Source organism: Paenibacillus sp. FSL W8-0919 (genome assembly GCF_038003785.1).
GTDB classification, from domain to species: Bacteria; Bacillota; Bacilli; order Paenibacillales; family Paenibacillaceae; genus Paenibacillus_AQ; species Paenibacillus_AQ lactis.
The window spans coordinates 341,999-357,601 of the sequence record NZ_JBBOPV010000001.1; the positions used below are offsets into that span (position 1 = coordinate 341,999).

A 15,603-nucleotide genomic window follows, 5' to 3' on the forward strand; every position below is an offset into this window, starting at 1 on the left:
CAACTCATCGCTATCTATATTATACAATCACGAAGAGTGAAAGCAAGAAAATACAAAACGAGCAGCATCCAAGGTAGGATGCCGCCCGCCGATAAAGAGGTGATGCAAGCCTAGGTGGCCGGGTAATTAATCCCGTCCTGCTTTTTGTCCACGATGGGCTCACCGCGGCGCTCTTTGTTTTCACGCTTTTGCTGCTCTTGCTCCTTGGAATTGTTTTTGCTCATCCGAATCCCTCCTTTACCGTTGGCTCTGTCTTATGATGCCAATCCGTCCATCCGATTATTCGAATGCAGCTGCGCTTTGGGGTTCAATCATCGTCTGCGGAGAGGAGCGGACGGGCAGCGATATGATAAAGACCGTGCCTTGTCCTTCACTGGATTTGACATCAATCGTTCCGTTGTGCCGCTGGACCACGCTCATGCACAGTGCCAGCCCAAGCCCGGTGCCTTTATTCTTCGTTGTAAAAAAGGGCTCGAACAACCGCTGCAGTACATCGTCCGGAATTCCTATCCCGGTATCCTTGACGAATAGCTTGACCTGTTCGCCTTCCAGGCGGGTCTCGATCGTCAGCGTTCCCTTCTCCCCCATCGCTTCCATTCCGTTGCGGCATAAATTCAGGATCAGCTGCTTCATCTCTTTTGGATTCAAAAGAAGCTTCGGCATCATCGATCCCAGCTTGAGCTCGATGGACTGTCCGCGCAAATTGGCGTCCGCCCATAACAGCGGGCTCAGCTCGTGAATGATATCGTGAAGATGACACTCTTCCTTCTCGGCCGTACGATTCTGGGCCAAGGATAGAAAATCGTTAATGATGCTGTTCGCACGGTCCAGCTCTTCCATCACAATACGGTAATAATGATCAAGGGTATCCGGGCTCTTCTCCTGCATCAGCTGCAAAAATCCGCGCACAACTGCCATCGGATTCCGAATTTCATGCGTAATGCCGGCCGCCATCTGACCGACTAAGCTGAGACGCTCCACATTGATAAACTCGGAGCGCAGCTTATCAAGTTCCGTTATGTCTTCAATAATCCCAACCGCCCCCGAAATTTTGCCTGTTTGATTATGTATAAGGGGGTAAATCCCTGTCGAGTAGACTCGGGAGGCGTTACGGACAATTTCTCCCGGCGTTTCGATACCTTGAAGGGCCTTCTCGATCCTCGTTAGCAAATGCTCCTTCTGAAACATACCGTCCAAAGCCTCGTGTAACGGTTTTCCGACGATATCGCTCCTTGACAGATGCGGATAAGCAGCTTTGCTCAAGTCCGTGATCAAATGGTGGTTGGCTGCTATGATATTGCCCTTCAGGTCAACAGCTATAATGCCCAGCGGGATGAGATCCAGAAACGGACTCACGGATTCCTTGCTCATCAAAGGGCTGTTATGTCGATTGGAAGCGAGCCGCTCCGCGTTCATTTCAATCCAGTATACAATCAATCCGGAGTGGAACATGCCGATCAGCATATAGAGAACCGCTACCAGAATCATATCGGGATTCAGGTGATGATTATTGACTTTTCCGTCAACGGCCTCGTGGCCCACAATGAGAAGCATGGATGGAACAAGGGCGCTCCATAGCCAGCATATCTTTTCAAGGATCGAGCCCTTCTTGAAATGAGTCGATACCCGAGGCAGCATTGAGTAGCATATGATTAGCATATTTAACAAGAGGCAGGCCAACGGCAACCCGTAAATCAGCCCATGGGTTGTTATATATACGACTGCAAGACATAACCCGGAAAACCGGCTCCCATATAAAATGCCTAAATACAGGGGAACGACTCCAAGATGAATCGGAACATAATAATCGCTCATTGCCGAGAGCAGGACACATAGAATGATGCTGATTCCGCATGCGATGACGATATGATCGCGGAATCGCAGCACAACATCCGGTTTCTTCTTGTACAGGCAATTTACATGTCTGTCGAGGAGAAGCGGCAGATGAAAGATGAGCGTACCATACAGCAGAACTTGCAGCAGAATATCTTTCCATAGGCTCAGCACAACGCTAAATCACCTCAATTCGACAACGCCTCTAATATTTTTGATTAAATCACAGGCGACACCAGATTACAATATCTTGTAAGTTCATGTTGAAATGACGAAGAACAAAGGCTTTTCGTCCTATGCTGAAGGACTTAGGATAATTCACGGTTACCGTATATAATAAGGATGATCTACTAGTGATATACCCTTAAAGGAGCTAAGAGCAAACATGCCGGATTATGATGTAATTGTGATCGGGGGCGGACCGTCCGGGCTTATGGCCTGCGTGGCGGCCGGAGAGAGAGGAGCCTCCGTTTTACTCGTGGATAAAGGGGACAAGCTTGGCCGTAAGCTCGGCATATCGGGCGGCGGCAGATGCAATGTGACCAACGCGAAAGAACAGGATGAACTGATCGCCAATATTCCGGGTAACGGCCGGTTTCTGTACAGCGCTTTTCAGCATTGGAATAACCGGGATATTATGGCCTTCTTCGAAGGGCTCGGCATTCCGCTTAAGGAGGAAGACAACGGGCGGATGTTCCCGGTAACGGATAAGGCTTCAAGCGTTGTCAACGCCTTGATCGGCAAGGTCCGTGAGCTGGGCACCGATATCCTGACGAACAGCCCCGTGCACCGGGTTCTATTCGAGAACCATCATGCGGCGGGCATAGAATTAAAATCAGGAAGGACCATAACCTCCTCTTGCGTGATCGTTGCGACCGGCGGCCAATCGGTACCGCAAACTGGCTCCACCGGCGATGGCTATCCGTGGGCCGAGGCAGCCGGCCATACCATCACCGAGCTGTACCCGACGGAGGTGCCGATCGTGTCTACGGAGCCATGGATTGCCTCCAAGGAGCTGCAAGGACTCTCGCTGAGGGATGTAGAGCTGTCGGTCTGGAACCCGAAGGGTAAGCGGATCATTGCCCACCGCGGCGACATGCTGTTCACCCACTTCGGCGTATCCGGTCCGATCGCCCTCCGATGCAGCCAGTTTATCCGCCAGGTTCAGCGGAAATTCGATATCGTGAATGTGGACATGGCCATCGATATGTTCCCGGACCGATCTGCCCCGGAAATGGAACGTGAAATTAGGATATACCTTGAGGAGGAGCCGCGGAAAAGCATTAAGAATGCGCTCAAAGGATATCTGCCTGAACGCATGATTCCCCTGCTGCTGTCCAAGGCCGGGATCGACAGCGATACGGTCTGCAGCGGCATCTCCAAAACCGCTGTAGCCGGACTGGCCGCCACCCTTAAGAAATTCATGTTCCGGGCTTCCGGAACGAGATCGCTGAAGGAGGCGTTCGTAACGGGAGGCGGCGTAAGCCTTAAGGAGATCCAACCGAAAACCATGGAGTCCAAGCTGATGCCGGGCCTCTTTTTCTGCGGTGAAATATTAGACATCCACGGCTACACCGGGGGATACAATATCACGGCAGCCTTCTCCACCGGATACACGGCTGGCAAGCACGCTGCAGAGGCCGCTTCCGGATAGTTACCGCCCTCCTTCGGGCGTATCCTAAAAGCCGACGCCCTAACTGCCCCATCAACATGGAAAAGCGCTGGTCAGCTCCTTAAGGACTGACCAGCGCTTATTTTCATTCTCCAAATGCAAATCCTACTATTATAAGAAGCGGCAATTCATGGTACCGATCGAACCACTCATGCCGATTCGTCGCCGACTTCTTCCTCGTTCTCTCTTAAAGTCCGTTCCTCCTTGTAGACCGGCAAGGACGTCAGGGTCGGTGCAACGATGACGGCCACAGCCGTACATGCAAGCCCGGCCAACCACCCGGCCGCTCCTGGAAAGAGCGTCAGGCCCGCTACCAACGAATATAGTAACGCCGGCAATACCAGCAGGGTCCGAACCACGACCACGCCTGCCGACCGGTAATGGCGGTTGTTGAACGGAAGGATATGCATGAAATCCGCTTTGGCAAACTGCGCCCAACGGGTATGAAGCCAATACGATATGAGAATGACCATGGCAATGTAGACGATCACTTTGACTACATGCGGCGGCATCCAGATCGCCGGAACTCCGAGCAATGTGATCTGGAGGTACACGGCCAGATTTTCAGACTTGCGCAGGATCGCCTTCAGACCGGCATCCGCCAGCCGCTTCTCTGCGGCCCCCTTAAAAATGCGCCCCGATTTGCGGAACAACCAGGTCTTGCTCCGGATGCTTGGGGGCTTGCCGACCGCTTGGATCATAATCATCTCGGTTAATTGGATACGCGTGCTCGCATCCTCCCGCGTATCGGAGATGAAGTCTCCCTTCATGCGCAATCGGTACCTGCCGAGCAGGAGCAGCAGCACGAGAAAAATCACAGCGCCAAACCATAAAACAAGCGGCGTTTTAAGCCCGAAGGTCACGCCTACCATGAACGTGCCGAAGAAGAGCCAGCGGCTGAAATAGCCCCCAAGCCGCCTTGCCCATCCCTTATAACGAGAACGGATTATCCTACCCGCCAGATTGGCGCACCAGGCGCAGGCTGCGGCTGCCAGCAGCAGGGGGATTAATGTCGCTTCGCCAAATCCATAGCCTCTTACAAGAAACGGGAGGGCAAGCCCCGTGAACAGCAGCCCTTTAACCGCGGAAACACAAATGCTGTATCCCATCCCGCGGACCATCAAGCCCTTGATCCATTGCGGATGCTGGCGGAGGAACAGCACGTCGGCCTCCTCGAGAAACAGCAGCACCCTGCCGAAGAACATCAGCAGCAGAAGCGAAGCAGCTCCCTGCACCGGGATATAATCAACCCAGACGGGAATCGGTCTTGTCCATAGCTCCCGATAAAGCCCTCCGCCAAGCAGCAGACCCGGCACAATGATGTACAGCATTACCGTCCAATCTGCCACGGTAGCGAGACTTGCACGCTGATGCTTCCAATGGGATCGTACTCTTGTCCAGAACAGGGAGCCCGGGTTCTTCACATGTCGCGACCGTACCATCATGTCCTCCTCCCCGTTCATGTCAGTGCATCGAAGCAGTCAAACAAAGAGGCACCCGGAAGGTCCGCTGCGAGCCGGATGTCATCCAGTGTTCCCTGTGACGCTACTTGACCTTGTGAAATGAGGACAAAGCTGTCGCAGATTCTTTCCGCGGTATCTAGGACGTGGGTGGACATCAGTACACCTGCCCCGCGCTGCCTCTCCTCCAAAAGCAGGTTCAGAAAATCCCTCGTTGCCCTTGGATCAAGTCCGATAAACGGCTCGTCCACAATATAGACATCCGGCTTGGACAGGAAGCCGATCATGAGCATCATCTTCTGCTTCATCCCTTTGGAGAAGCCTCCGGGGAGCTCATGACGTACCGACTCCATGCCAAACTGCCGTAGAAGCGTCTCCGCCTGCTCCTCGAACCGTCCATCGTCGATCCCATATGCGGCCGCAGCCAGGTCCAGGTGCTCCCAAAGCGTCAAATCCTCGTAAAATACGGGCTGCTCCGGGACATATGCGTATCTTGGCGGATCGCCGGCAATCTTGACTTCGGCTTTGCAATCTTTCAGTAAACCAAGGACCGCTTTGATCGTCGTGCTCTTTCCTGCGCCGTTGGGGCCGATCAGCCCGAGCAGCTCGCCGGGAGCGACCCGGAACGAGATATCGCGTATCCGCGGCCGCCCGGGCTCATATCCGGCTTCCTGAATGTTCACGGCGAGAACGGGGTCTGGTTGTGATTCATGATTCTCCCGTATCATTTCCATCTCGTAAATCCCCCATCCATTTGAATTCCTATTTCAGGTAATACGTAAAGGGATGGAATTCGTTGCAAGAGGATCAATTCTGATTGGCCGTTCGGACCGGAGACGTAGCAGGGCACCGGGCCGGATATTGAAAATATTTTTATTGGACTGTGACAAATCGCATGTTTCAACGGCCTGTGATTCGAGTAATCTTAGATTTGAAGGAATTATGGTGGACATGTCATATCCAAGTTAAAGGCGGGGAAAATTAATGAAGGTATCCATGGATCGAAAGACTCAGCTGGCGATGAGCCTTTACAAAGTGCTTGCCAACTCGTTCAAAAGCGTGAGCGAGCATGTCGTAAACGGCGGTAAAACCGAAGGCTTAAACCCGACGTCTTTTGCCGTCATGGAAATATTGCATAATGCAGGCCGCCTGCCTATTCAGCAGATCGGATCCCAGCTGCTCCTGCAGAGCGGCAACGTGACCTATGTCGTCGACCGACTCGAAGAGAAGGGGCTCGTGCGGCGCAGCCCTTGCCCCGAGGACCGACGGGTGATCTATGCCGAGCTGACCCCGCAAGGCGAAGCTCTTATGCAGAGGCTTTATCCTGAGCATGAACGCCAGATCTTATATGCGCTGGAAGGGTTAAATGAAGAGGAGAAGCTCCAGCTCATCCGGCTCCTTCGAAAAATGGGGGAATATGCGAAGCAAGCCCATTCTTCGGCACGTCGGTAGTGTCCTGAAAAAAGGACAACATAGGAAAGAACCCTGTCCTCCATGGGAGACAGGGTTCTTCGTATTTTTCAATGATTAATATAGCCGCATCTTAAAAAGTCCTAACGAACATTTTATGAATACATCCATCGGACATTTCGCTCATGCAAATTCAGTCTGTGTCTATGTTAATGAAACAGCCGCGTGGTCAGTTCCCCGGTGACGCCTCTCCGTCGGTCTCATCCTCAGGCTGAGGAGGCGCATTGCGGAAGGCCGCTACAATCAGCATACAAACAACAGCCATGACGGCCATGCCGATGAACAAAGAGTTCAAGCTTCCTTCCAAAATGCCGCTCAGCAATCCGCCTGCTCCCTCCGGAAGCTCCGCCGTCCCGTGCGGAGAAAGCAGCTTGTTAATATCGTCACTGGTAATGCCGACCGCATCCGGTTCAGCTGCAAGCCGGTTTGCAATCCCGGCATTCACCCATAATCCGAACACCGCAACGCCAACCGTCTGGCCAAAGGTCCGGATAAAGGAATTCAGCGCCGTCGAGGCTCCCCGCACCTGATAACCGACCGATGACTGGGCAATAATCTGAAACAATGTCGAAATATACCCGAAGCCCAGCCCGTAAATGAACGTAAACGTCAGCAGCAGGGCGAGTGCCGTCTCCTTATGCATAAATGCCAGCCCGACGGCCCCGATGATGAGAAAAACGACACCGATCAAAGCGGTTTTGCGGGATCCCGTCTTCACGATCAGGCGTCCCCCGATCACCGATCCGATCAGCCAGCCGATGGACATCGGAGCCAGCGACAGACCTGACAAGGTGGCATTGCCTCCCCTGACGCCTTGAATCCATAGCGGCAAATAAGTGGTTAATCCGATGATCAGTGCGCTTACGAGAATATTCGCCAGCGTGGACACGGAAATATCCCGGATCTTGAATAAATTCAGCGGCAGCATCGGCTCCTTTACGCGGCTCTCTACGATCAAAAAGGCAATGAGAAGCACCACGGAACCTCCGATAAGGCCGAGCATCATCGGGGATGTCCAGGAATAGCCCTCTCCCCCTCCGACAGCCAGCGCGAAGAGAAGCGCCGTCATGCCGACCGCAAACAATGCCGCGCCGGTATAATCGATCGAAACCTGGCGGGTTGTACGCTCTTCCCGGAAATAGCGGAGAATCAACCAGATGGAAACAACGCCGAACGGCATATGGAATACAAAAATCCAGTGCCAGGACAGAAAGTCGACAAAGTATCCTCCAATCAATGGACCGATCAGGGAAGAAATGCCCCATACGGAGCTGATCATTCCCTGAACCTTCCCTCTCTCCTCCAGGTTGTAGATGTCCCCGATAACCGTAAAGGTCACGGGGATAACCGCCCCGGCCCCAATCCCCTGGATCGCCCGGAAAATAATGAGCTGCGTCATGCTCTGCGAGAGGCCGCACAGCAGCGACCCCGCCAGGAATATGAGGGAGCCGTACAGAAATACCGGCTTTCGCCCGTACAGATCGCTAACCTTGCCGAAAATCGGCGTCGTGACGGCCATCGTTAGCAAGAACGCCGTAAAGATCCAGCTCATTAGACTAACACTGCCGAAGCTGCTAATAATCGCCGGTCCTGCAGGACCGACAACCGTTCCTTCGATCGCGGCCATAAAGGTCGACAGCAAAATACCGACCAGGATATAGCCCCGCTTATTTTGTTTCAGTGCATTCACGTATCCTTCGTCCCCTTTACTTTGAACAGCTCTTGACCGCCCGCCCCAGGGCGCCCATCCCCCGGCGATTAAGGATATGCGAAAAAGAGCTGACCACAGTATAAAAAGCGCCTCCCAAAAATGCAGGAGCGCTTTTCGCACATGTAATATTTCTATTATAAATGCTGCTTGGGGATATGCACAGACTCTTCTTGGTTTCTGCCCCGAAGATGAATCACGGAATCGGCGTACGGCCGCATGATGTCCGGATCGTGCGTAATCATCAGGATCGCAGCGCCCTCGTCAATGACAAACCGGCAGAGCTGGACGATGCGCTCCATAGCGGCATAATCCATGCCGGAGGTCGGCTCGTCCAAAATATAAAGCGGCCTGGCAAGGATCATTTGGCTGATCAGACTGAGCAGCCGCTTCTCTCCTTGGCTGAGCAGATAAGGGGACATATGAAGGCGCTTGGCTAAGCCTGCCGTTTCAAGCAGATGGTTCGCTCTGCTCCGCTCGGCGTCTGTCATCTCCGGGCGCTTGGCTGCAGACAGACCGCCATGCAGGCTGTAGACCAGCTCTTCCCAGACATTCGGAGCCGTAAACATATATTCGGGCTGTTGGAACACATAGCCGATCCGCTCGGCCCGGCGATGCACCGGAATCCCGGTGAGATCTTCCCCCCGCCACAGAATACTCCCTTTCGGCGCCGGCAAAAGGCCCATGATCAAACGGCTCAGCGTCGTCTTGCCCGAGCCGTTCTCTCCCGTCAGAAGCGCCCAGCTGCGAGCCTCCAGAACGGCATCGACAGGGCTGAGCGCCTCCCGCCCGCCGGGATAGCTGTAATGGAGCGAGCGCAGCTCGAGCAGCGGCTCAGGGGGCCTGGCTGCGGGTGCTGCGGCGGGCGCATTTGGCGCGGCCGCGGTGGTGGGCGCAGCCGACGCCGATTGTGACGCGGCGCCTTGCATGCCTGCGGCATCTTCCGCTGGCGCCGTGACAGGCGCGACGATTGGCGGGGCGATTGGCGGGGCGGCTCCGCCGCGAGCTACCTGCGGCGCCACGGCGCCCCTCGCGGCCGCGCCGCCAGCTGCCTCCCCTGCGGGACGAGGCAGCAGCCCCAGCTGCGCCAGCTGCTCCCCGCAGCGGCGCAGCAGCTCCTCCGGCGGCCCGTCGAGCACGAAGGTGCCGCCGTCCAGGACGATGACGCGCTGCGCGGCGCGCGCGGCATCGTCAAAGCGGCCGGACGCCGTAATGAGCGTCCGGCCCTCGCCCTGCAGCGCTTCGCACAGCTGCAGGAATCTCGCCTGCGCAGCCGTATCCAGGCTCGCGCAGGCGTCGTCGAAGACGTACAGCCGCGGCTGCAGCGCCAGCACCGCGGCAATGGCGGTGCGCTGGCGCTGTCCGCCGGACAGGCTGCGCACCGGATCGGACCGCCGGTCCAGCAGATCGACCGCGGTCAAGGAGGCCGCGATGCGCCGCTCGATCTCTTCCGGCGCAACCCGCAGGTTCTCCGGCCCGAATGCTGCCTCATCCTCGACGATGCCCTGGACAAGCTGCGCATCGGGATCCTGAAACAGCACCCCCATCGCCTCCGTAACATCGGCGAGCGGGGCTGAGGCAGGATCCATCCCGTCCAGCAGCAGAACGCCTTCCCGGGTTCCGCCCCCGCTTCGCGGAAGAAGACCGCTGAGCAGCTGGCACAGCGTGGATTTACCGCTTCCGCTTGCCCCGATCACGGCCGTCCACTCGCCCGGCTGCACCGTGAAGCTAAGCTGATGCAGGACCGGCCGCTCCTCGCCGTCGTACATAAAACCGACGTCCCGGCACTCCACCTTCGTTCCGATCAAGCGAATCATCCCTTCGCGCTGACGGCAAATCTGCGCAGCAGCCCCGTCTTCGCCAAAGCTTCGCCCAGCACTTTCGTCAGCAGGCCGCACAGGAAGATGCCGCTCAGGATCCGCACAACCAGCGCAATCCCCAGAACACCGATCGGCCATGCTGTGTAGCCGAACATATTCGCGGCAAACACGAACCAGAGCGGCACCATCGCGCCGCCGACCAGCATAAGCACACCCGTGCTCCAATTCCGGTAACGCACAGCCGCAAATATAATCTCCGCGATGACCATGTAGCATGCGGCGGCGACAAAGCATGACGCAATGCCGTAAACCGTTCCCGTCATGGCCTGGATCGTCCCTCCGATCGCATAAGTGACAACCGCCGTTCCGGGTTTACGGATGATGTAATAAGCCAACAGGCCGTACACCATGTAGATGCCTGTGGTCGTCGATGTCGCGATCGGTCCGCCAAGGCTGCTCAGCAGCTTGTTGACCGGCCCGATATACACGGTGATGACGGCGTTGACCGCAGCCAGCATCGCCATCAGAATAATTTCCTGGGTCGTGAATGCAAACCATTTTCGATTCGTTGATGAATGATTCAAAATTAATCCTCCTTAGGTACCGTCCAAATCGGCCAGCGCGAGCTGATAGGGTTCACAGGGGTCCCGCAGCCAACCGAATATGCTAGTCCGAAAATTAAGCTGCTAGACTACAGATTTCGGGCCGAGCTGGACGCTTTGCTAAGTCATATTTTGCATATATCCGTGCTTATCGTCAACCACATTTTAATATAATCTGGTTAACAATTTAAACAATCCACCCCAATAATGCCGTTAACAAGACGTAGGCGAATGCAGAAATTACATGCATCGGCGAAATGTTAACCGTCTGGCGAAACGTTCTGTCCGGATATGCTCCAAAGCCCTTGGCCTCCATTGCACCGGCTGTCTGCTGAACCCGCCGCAGCGCATTTAACAGCACGGATGATACGAATGCCAGCACATAGCGGATTCGGCTCATGAGCCCCTTGGGAGGCTGGTGTCCCCTAACCTGCTGAGCTGCCCGAATCTGTGCTCCCTCCTGCTCCAAGAGCGGAATAAACGTGAGCGCGGCGGAAATGCCGAAGGCAAAACGGTACGGAACGCCAAGCCTGCGATTCAGCTCTGCCACCAGCTCCCGCGGGTCGGTCGTAACGATATAAGCCATCGAGGATAAAAACAGCGTAAACATCCGCAGCGTCATCGCTCCCGCGGCATTCAGCCCTTCGGTCGTAATCGTCAAAGGTCCCCATTGCATCCACACGGTTTCCCCCTTCACCGTCAAGCCGGTCAAGATGAAATACGGGATAGCCACGACGGCAATCAGCCGGATGCCCAGAAGCAAGCTTCTCCAGGTTAGTTGCCCGGCGAATCGCGCCGTGCCGATGCATAGAAGCAGAAACACCCCCTGCTGCCAGGCCTGGTCCAGCATCATGGCGATGACCGCGGTACACAGCAGAATGACCAGCTTGCTTAACGGATCGTATCGATGAAGGAGAGAGCTTCCCCTCCTGTACTGAATCAACATGCCTATCCAACCTCTCCCTTGCGATGATTCCAATCCCTTTTCAACATTGAAAAAACTACTGCATCTACATATCCCGTGGAGGTATGCCGGTACTCCCGCAATACGCCTTCCCGCGTATAGCCTAAACGCTCAAAAAACCGTACCGCTCGCGCATTGCCCGGTTGAACAAAGGCTTCGATCCGATTCAGGCCCATCTCTTGAAAAGCAAACCTCATCGCAAGCTCGGCCGCTTCCGTCATAAAGCCTTTTCCCTGACAATCGCTAGCCAGCTCGCAGCCGAATTCCCCCCGGTACGCCCCAGCCAGCTGCCATTGGTTCAGTCCGCAGCTGCCAATGACCCGTCCGGAGCCGGTAAGCTCAATGCCCCACCTGAGCGCATCCTCCTCTTCCGACATGGCGTTTAGCCATGCGATGAGCGCCGCCGCATCCGCAGCCGCGTGCATAGCCGGCAGCTCGGTATACTTCCTCGTATCTGGATCGGACCAGCACCGGAGCATATCCGCAGCGTCATCCTCAGTAAGCCTGCGGAGCCGGACCCGATCGCCCGCGAGCTCCGGAATATGACCTTCACATGCATACACCGCGTCCACCCCTTTACAAAAATGCTGACTTGTATTTAACGTTTTCGGTGATACTAACTGCGTGTATTAAAGATGTATAGCTTTAAGATTCCTTTGGCCCGGGATGTGCAAACATCCGCATGAGGGCTTCGATGCTATCTATATTGATGGATTCGGGAGGCATCCGTCAATATGCGTAGCATCCCCCGTTCATCAGCATAGAACAGAGGAGGGATATTCGATATGTATATTACTTTAGTCGTTCTGATCGTTGTTGCTCTTATCGCCGCAGCCATCACGGAGATCGGATATCTCCAAATCACGCGGATGAAAGTCAAAAATGACCTGAAGCTGTTCACCGTCCTTGAGCAGGCGGGATTGTACACGCGTGAAAAGTATGATTCGCTGAGCAAACAAGAGGTGAACATAACCAGCTTTGACGGGTTGAAGCTGTGCGGCGCATCCATCGAAGCGAATCCCGGCTCTAAGCACTGGATGCTCATCGTTCACGGGTATACCGGTTCCCGGGCGGTATCCACCCAGTTTATCGATATGTTCACGGAGGAAGGCTACAATGTGCTGCTGATTGATCAGCGCCGGCACGGCCTCAGCGAAGGACAATACACGACGTATGGATATTATGAAAAATACGATATCCAGGCATGGATTCGCTGGCTTACCTCACAATACGGGAAGGATATAGCCGTTGGACTGCATGGGCAATCCCTTGGCGGAGGCACCGTACTGGAATATTTATCGATTGCGGATCCGCAAGTGAAGCTTGTCATAGCGGATTGTCCCTATTCCGACCTGACGGACCTCATCCGCCATCAGCTGTCCTCGCTTAATAAAATCCCGGCCAGACCTTTCCTATCCTGGGTCGATGCCCGAATACGGCGGAAAGCCGGCTTTAGCCTAAATCAGGTCAGCCCGATTCGCGCAGTGCGGGAAAGCACGCTGCCCGTCATGTTTATTCATGGGGCGAAGGACAATTACGTGCCAACCCGGATGAGTCTTGAAATGTATGAGGCGAAGCCTGAGCCGAAGAAGCTGCTGCTTGTCGAAGGAGCTATTCATGCCAATGCCTATCATATTGACCCGAAAGGCTACAGAGACGGAGTCCAATCGTTTCTGCGGGAGTATATGGGTCAACCCCAGGCCAGCCCGCAGCCCCGGCTGCATCAAGCAGAAATGAGCGCCGTACCGATGGACCGTTCGCTTGAAAGCGTGTAGACATCTTGAATTACGGAGCATGCAATCAAAAAAGCAGCCCCGCGTCGGCCTAGGCCTGACCATCATCCAGGGCTGCTTTCATGTTTTTTTCGAAAAAGGGGAGCCGTCCGTTAAGCCATGGTGTCCGCTTTCTTCGCGTTGACCGGCTTCAGCACCTCGTTGCAGAGCTCCTTCAGCTTGCTCTGAAGCTCTTTGAATTCTTCGATGCCAGCCCCCGTCAGACTATATGCATCCCCATGAGCCGTCAGGAAATTTTCCTGCGTCAAGCGTTCAAGCTCATTCTTGACCTCCCGGTCACCAACCTTATACCCGTGGCGTTCGAGCTCGGGCTGCATTTCGCTGACGGTAAGGTCCCGTTCGTGAGCGTGATATAGCATGTGAATACCGATAAACAAATTTTGTACGTCTGCACGCATTCTGATCCTCTCCTCCTTGACATTAGGTTGGCACCTATTCTGTCATTCATTACCCCTCGGAAGGTGCGGGGAATCAGCGGATTCTGATCGATACGGCCCGGACCGGATGCCAATGCTTGACGAATATCTTATACTTATACTATCGTGAGTGAACGATAACATGATTAAGGAAGGACGGGGAACACGATGTTTCAAAATACGCCATACGAGGGTACCCGGAGCGAGCAGTACGCCCAGGTCCTTCAACAATTGAAGGCATTGATTCATGACGAGCCCAATGCGATTGCCAATCTCTCAAACGCCTCGGCCTTGCTGAAGCATTTTTTAACAGATACCAATTGGGTCGGCTTCTACCTCTATGACGGCAAGGAGCTGGTGCTCGGTCCCTTCCAGGGTCTGCCGGCCTGCATCCGGATTCCGATGGGCCGCGGCGTATGCGGAACCGCCGCTGCCAAGCAATCCACCGTCCTGGTAGAGGATGTACATGCATTCCCGGGACATATTGCGTGCGATGCCGCATCCAACAGCGAAATTGTCGTTCCGATCGTCGTTGACGGAGCGCTTTACGGTGTTCTGGATATCGACAGTCCGTTGAAGGGAAGATTCGATCAAGAGGATCAGCAGTTCCTGGAGGAATTCGTCCACATATTGGAAGGCTCTCTATCCCTGTAGACCGGATGTTTCCCCGTGTTGTTCCGCACAATAATCAAGGGTTCATACCTACAAACTCTTGAGGAGGAATACGCGCATGTATTCAACGAACAACACGCAAATTTCGCAGCAAATCCGCCAGTGTGAGCAGTTGCTGCAGCAGCTGACGCAGCAAACGCAGCAAGCTTCCGCCATGTACCAGCAGATGATGCAGCAGGAGCAGCAGAACGCCGCCAGACTGGAAGAGCTTGCACAACGCGAGCGTCAAGCAACGCAAATGATCCAGTCCGCGCTGCAAGGGCACCAGACAGCGATTCAGCAGTTCCAGCAAATCTCTCAGCTGGTGAAGCAAGTGGAATATTCGGCGCGGGCTAATCAAGCCCAGCATATCCAGCCTACCTTCGGCCAAGGCTTCCCGAATACACATCAAGGCTTCCAATAAGCCTTTAAGCACGAGACAAATAAGGGGCTCCCTCAAGGTTCTTCTCGACCCGGGAGCCCCTTATTTTAAGTCTAGACTTCGATATAACCTTCTTCCGGTCCACCCCCGCCGCCTTGCTTACGGGCTTACCTCAAATTCAATCTCCGCCTGAATCTTGTACTTTTCGGGTTCTTCGCCCGTCTCTCCTTCGGCCGGGTGAATCACGAAATCAGCCGAGCCATACACGACATAACGTCCCTCGGGAAATCCATCCTTCAAGGAACGTATGAAATTTTGATAATCCTTCGTATCCTGTTCGCTATAACCTCCGCTGCCTGTATAATCCTCCCGCAACGGCTCCCCCTTCTTCAGGGTCGTTGTAATGTACGGCTCGTTCATCATATAGTCAATGCTGTAATTTCGGGTCAGCTCCTTCATCGGAAAATAGAAAGGAGAGGCGGCATGGCCAATGGTAATCTCATCCTGTTCCCCGACATATTCAAGCTCTGCATAAATCTTTAGCTTCTCTCCTTGACCGTAACGCTCGCTTTCGCTGACCAGTCGGTAGACGAAATCCCCTTCCTTCATTTCGGTACGGCTGGGCCGGACTGCTTGATCTGAGGCAGGCTCAGGCTTGGCAGGCGCAGGTTCTCCTTTCTGGGCGCATCCCGTTATAAATAGCATCACAATAGCCGCAGCTATCAGGTATTTTCGCATATTTGATCACCTCAACCTCCAGACGGCCGAAGCGGGAACAATGTTGCATGCTCAATTAAAAAAAACCGTTTTTGGAAATCCCTCCCACATGGAG

At 54.5% G+C, this 15,603-nt stretch carries 15 protein-coding genes; 5 read left to right on the forward strand and 10 right to left on the reverse strand.

Annotated elements, in window-relative coordinates:
* Window positions 1-279: 279 nt before the first annotated feature.
* Window positions 280-2,007, reverse strand: a complete 1,728-nt coding sequence (locus NST44_RS01390) for an ATP-binding protein (protein WP_007132428.1) — start codon at window positions 2,005-2,007, stop codon at window positions 280-282.
* A gap of 211 nt (window positions 2,008-2,218) precedes the next feature.
* On the opposite strand from NST44_RS01390, the gene NST44_RS01395 reads away from it, so the two are divergent.
* Entirely contained in the window at window positions 2,219-3,487 is a 1,269-nt protein-coding gene (locus NST44_RS01395) for a BaiN/RdsA family NAD(P)/FAD-dependent oxidoreductase (protein WP_007132429.1), read from the forward strand.
* Between the two features lie 167 nt (window positions 3,488-3,654).
* Here the strand turns inward: NST44_RS01395 and NST44_RS01400 are convergent, their stop codons facing one another.
* Together NST44_RS01400 and NST44_RS01405 are read right to left on the reverse strand one after the other, a co-directional pair.
* Complete coding sequence (locus tag NST44_RS01400; RefSeq protein ID WP_244152784.1) at window positions 3,655-4,950, reverse strand: ABC transporter permease; 1,296 nt, start codon at window positions 4,948-4,950, stop codon at window positions 3,655-3,657.
* A 14-nt stretch (window positions 4,951-4,964) separates the two neighbouring features.
* A complete protein-coding gene (locus NST44_RS01405; protein ID WP_007132431.1) occupies window positions 4,965-5,699 on the reverse strand; it encodes an ABC transporter ATP-binding protein in 735 nt (244 codons plus the stop codon).
* A 250-nt stretch (window positions 5,700-5,949) separates the two neighbouring features.
* Between NST44_RS01405 and NST44_RS01410 the strand changes: the two genes are divergently transcribed.
* On the forward strand, window positions 5,950-6,417 hold the full coding sequence (locus NST44_RS01410; protein WP_007132432.1) for a MarR family winged helix-turn-helix transcriptional regulator: 468 nt from the start codon (window positions 5,950-5,952) through the stop codon (window positions 6,415-6,417).
* Between the two features lie 187 nt (window positions 6,418-6,604).
* Here NST44_RS01410 and NST44_RS01415 read toward each other — a convergent pair whose 3' ends face one another.
* The 5 genes from NST44_RS01415 to NST44_RS01435 form a co-directional block, all read right to left on the reverse strand.
* Window positions 6,605-8,125: an MDR family MFS transporter gene (locus NST44_RS01415; RefSeq protein WP_007132433.1), complete on the reverse strand. Its 1,521-nt coding sequence runs from the start codon at window positions 8,123-8,125 to the stop codon at window positions 6,605-6,607.
* Window positions 8,126-8,280: 155 nt separating this feature from the next.
* Entirely contained in the window at window positions 8,281-9,960 is a 1,680-nt protein-coding gene (locus tag NST44_RS01420) for an ABC transporter ATP-binding protein (RefSeq protein WP_340901399.1), read from the reverse strand.
* Window positions 9,957-10,487: an ECF transporter S component gene (locus NST44_RS01425; protein ID WP_050954094.1), complete on the reverse strand. Its 531-nt coding sequence runs from the start codon at window positions 10,485-10,487 to the stop codon at window positions 9,957-9,959. Before NST44_RS01425 ends, NST44_RS01420 begins: the two co-directional genes overlap by 4 nt.
* 265 nt (window positions 10,488-10,752) lie before the next feature.
* Window positions 10,753-11,511, reverse strand: a complete 759-nt coding sequence (locus NST44_RS01430; protein ID WP_007132436.1) for an energy-coupling factor transporter transmembrane component T family protein — start codon at window positions 11,509-11,511, stop codon at window positions 10,753-10,755.
* A gap of 2 nt (window positions 11,512-11,513) precedes the next feature.
* The gene (locus NST44_RS01435; RefSeq protein ID WP_144867620.1) at window positions 11,514-12,092 is read right to left on the reverse strand and encodes a GNAT family N-acetyltransferase; all 579 of its coding nucleotides are present in this window, start codon (window positions 12,090-12,092) and stop codon (window positions 11,514-11,516) included.
* Window positions 12,093-12,314: 222 nt separating this feature from the next.
* On the opposite strand from NST44_RS01435, the gene NST44_RS01440 reads away from it, so the two are divergent.
* The gene (locus NST44_RS01440; protein ID WP_144867622.1) at window positions 12,315-13,304 is read left to right on the forward strand and encodes an alpha/beta fold hydrolase; all 990 of its coding nucleotides are present in this window, start codon (window positions 12,315-12,317) and stop codon (window positions 13,302-13,304) included.
* Between the two features lie 110 nt (window positions 13,305-13,414).
* Here NST44_RS01440 and NST44_RS01445 read toward each other — a convergent pair whose 3' ends face one another.
* Entirely contained in the window at window positions 13,415-13,720 is a 306-nt protein-coding gene (locus NST44_RS01445) for a hypothetical protein (protein ID WP_007132439.1), read from the reverse strand.
* Between the two features lie 186 nt (window positions 13,721-13,906).
* On the opposite strand from NST44_RS01445, the gene NST44_RS01450 reads away from it, so the two are divergent.
* A complete protein-coding gene (locus tag NST44_RS01450) occupies window positions 13,907-14,392 on the forward strand; it encodes a GAF domain-containing protein (protein ID WP_007132440.1) in 486 nt (161 codons plus the stop codon).
* 76 nt (window positions 14,393-14,468) lie between these two features.
* On the forward strand, window positions 14,469-14,813 hold the full coding sequence (locus NST44_RS01455; protein WP_007132441.1) for a hypothetical protein: 345 nt from the start codon (window positions 14,469-14,471) through the stop codon (window positions 14,811-14,813).
* A 117-nt stretch (window positions 14,814-14,930) separates the two neighbouring features.
* Here NST44_RS01455 and NST44_RS01460 read toward each other — a convergent pair whose 3' ends face one another.
* Entirely contained in the window at window positions 14,931-15,509 is a 579-nt protein-coding gene (locus tag NST44_RS01460) for a hypothetical protein (protein WP_144878040.1), read from the reverse strand.
* Window positions 15,510-15,603: the final 94 nt, after the last annotated feature.

Excerpts from the sequence above, each read along its gene's own strand:
- NST44_RS01395 (WP_007132429.1), top strand. The coding sequence starts at position 2,219 with ATGCCGGATTATGATGTAATTGTGATCGGGGGCGGACCGTCCGGGCTT.
- NST44_RS01400 (WP_244152784.1), bottom strand. The coding sequence starts at position 4,950 with ATGATGGTACGGTCGCGACATGTGAAGAACCCGGGCTCCCTGTTCTGG.
- NST44_RS01405 (WP_007132431.1), bottom strand. The coding sequence starts at position 5,699 with ATGGAAATGATACGGGAGAATCATGAATCACAACCAGACCCCGTTCTC.
- NST44_RS01410 (WP_007132432.1), top strand. The coding sequence starts at position 5,950 with ATGAAGGTATCCATGGATCGAAAGACTCAGCTGGCGATGAGCCTTTAC.
- NST44_RS01420 (WP_340901399.1), bottom strand. The coding sequence starts at position 9,960 with ATGATTCGCTTGATCGGAACGAAGGTGGAGTGCCGGGACGTCGGTTTT.
- NST44_RS01425 (WP_050954094.1), bottom strand. The coding sequence starts at position 10,487 with ATGGCGATGCTGGCTGCGGTCAACGCCGTCATCACCGTGTATATCGGG.
- NST44_RS01430 (WP_007132436.1), bottom strand. The coding sequence starts at position 11,511 with ATGTTGATTCAGTACAGGAGGGGAAGCTCTCTCCTTCATCGATACGAT.
- NST44_RS01440 (WP_144867622.1), top strand. The coding sequence starts at position 12,315 with ATGTATATTACTTTAGTCGTTCTGATCGTTGTTGCTCTTATCGCCGCA.
- NST44_RS01445 (WP_007132439.1), bottom strand. The coding sequence starts at position 13,720 with ATGCGTGCAGACGTACAAAATTTGTTTATCGGTATTCACATGCTATAT.
- NST44_RS01450 (WP_007132440.1), top strand. The coding sequence starts at position 13,907 with ATGTTTCAAAATACGCCATACGAGGGTACCCGGAGCGAGCAGTACGCC.
- NST44_RS01455 (WP_007132441.1), top strand. The coding sequence starts at position 14,469 with ATGTATTCAACGAACAACACGCAAATTTCGCAGCAAATCCGCCAGTGT.
- NST44_RS01460 (WP_144878040.1), bottom strand. The coding sequence starts at position 15,509 with ATGCGAAAATACCTGATAGCTGCGGCTATTGTGATGCTATTTATAACG.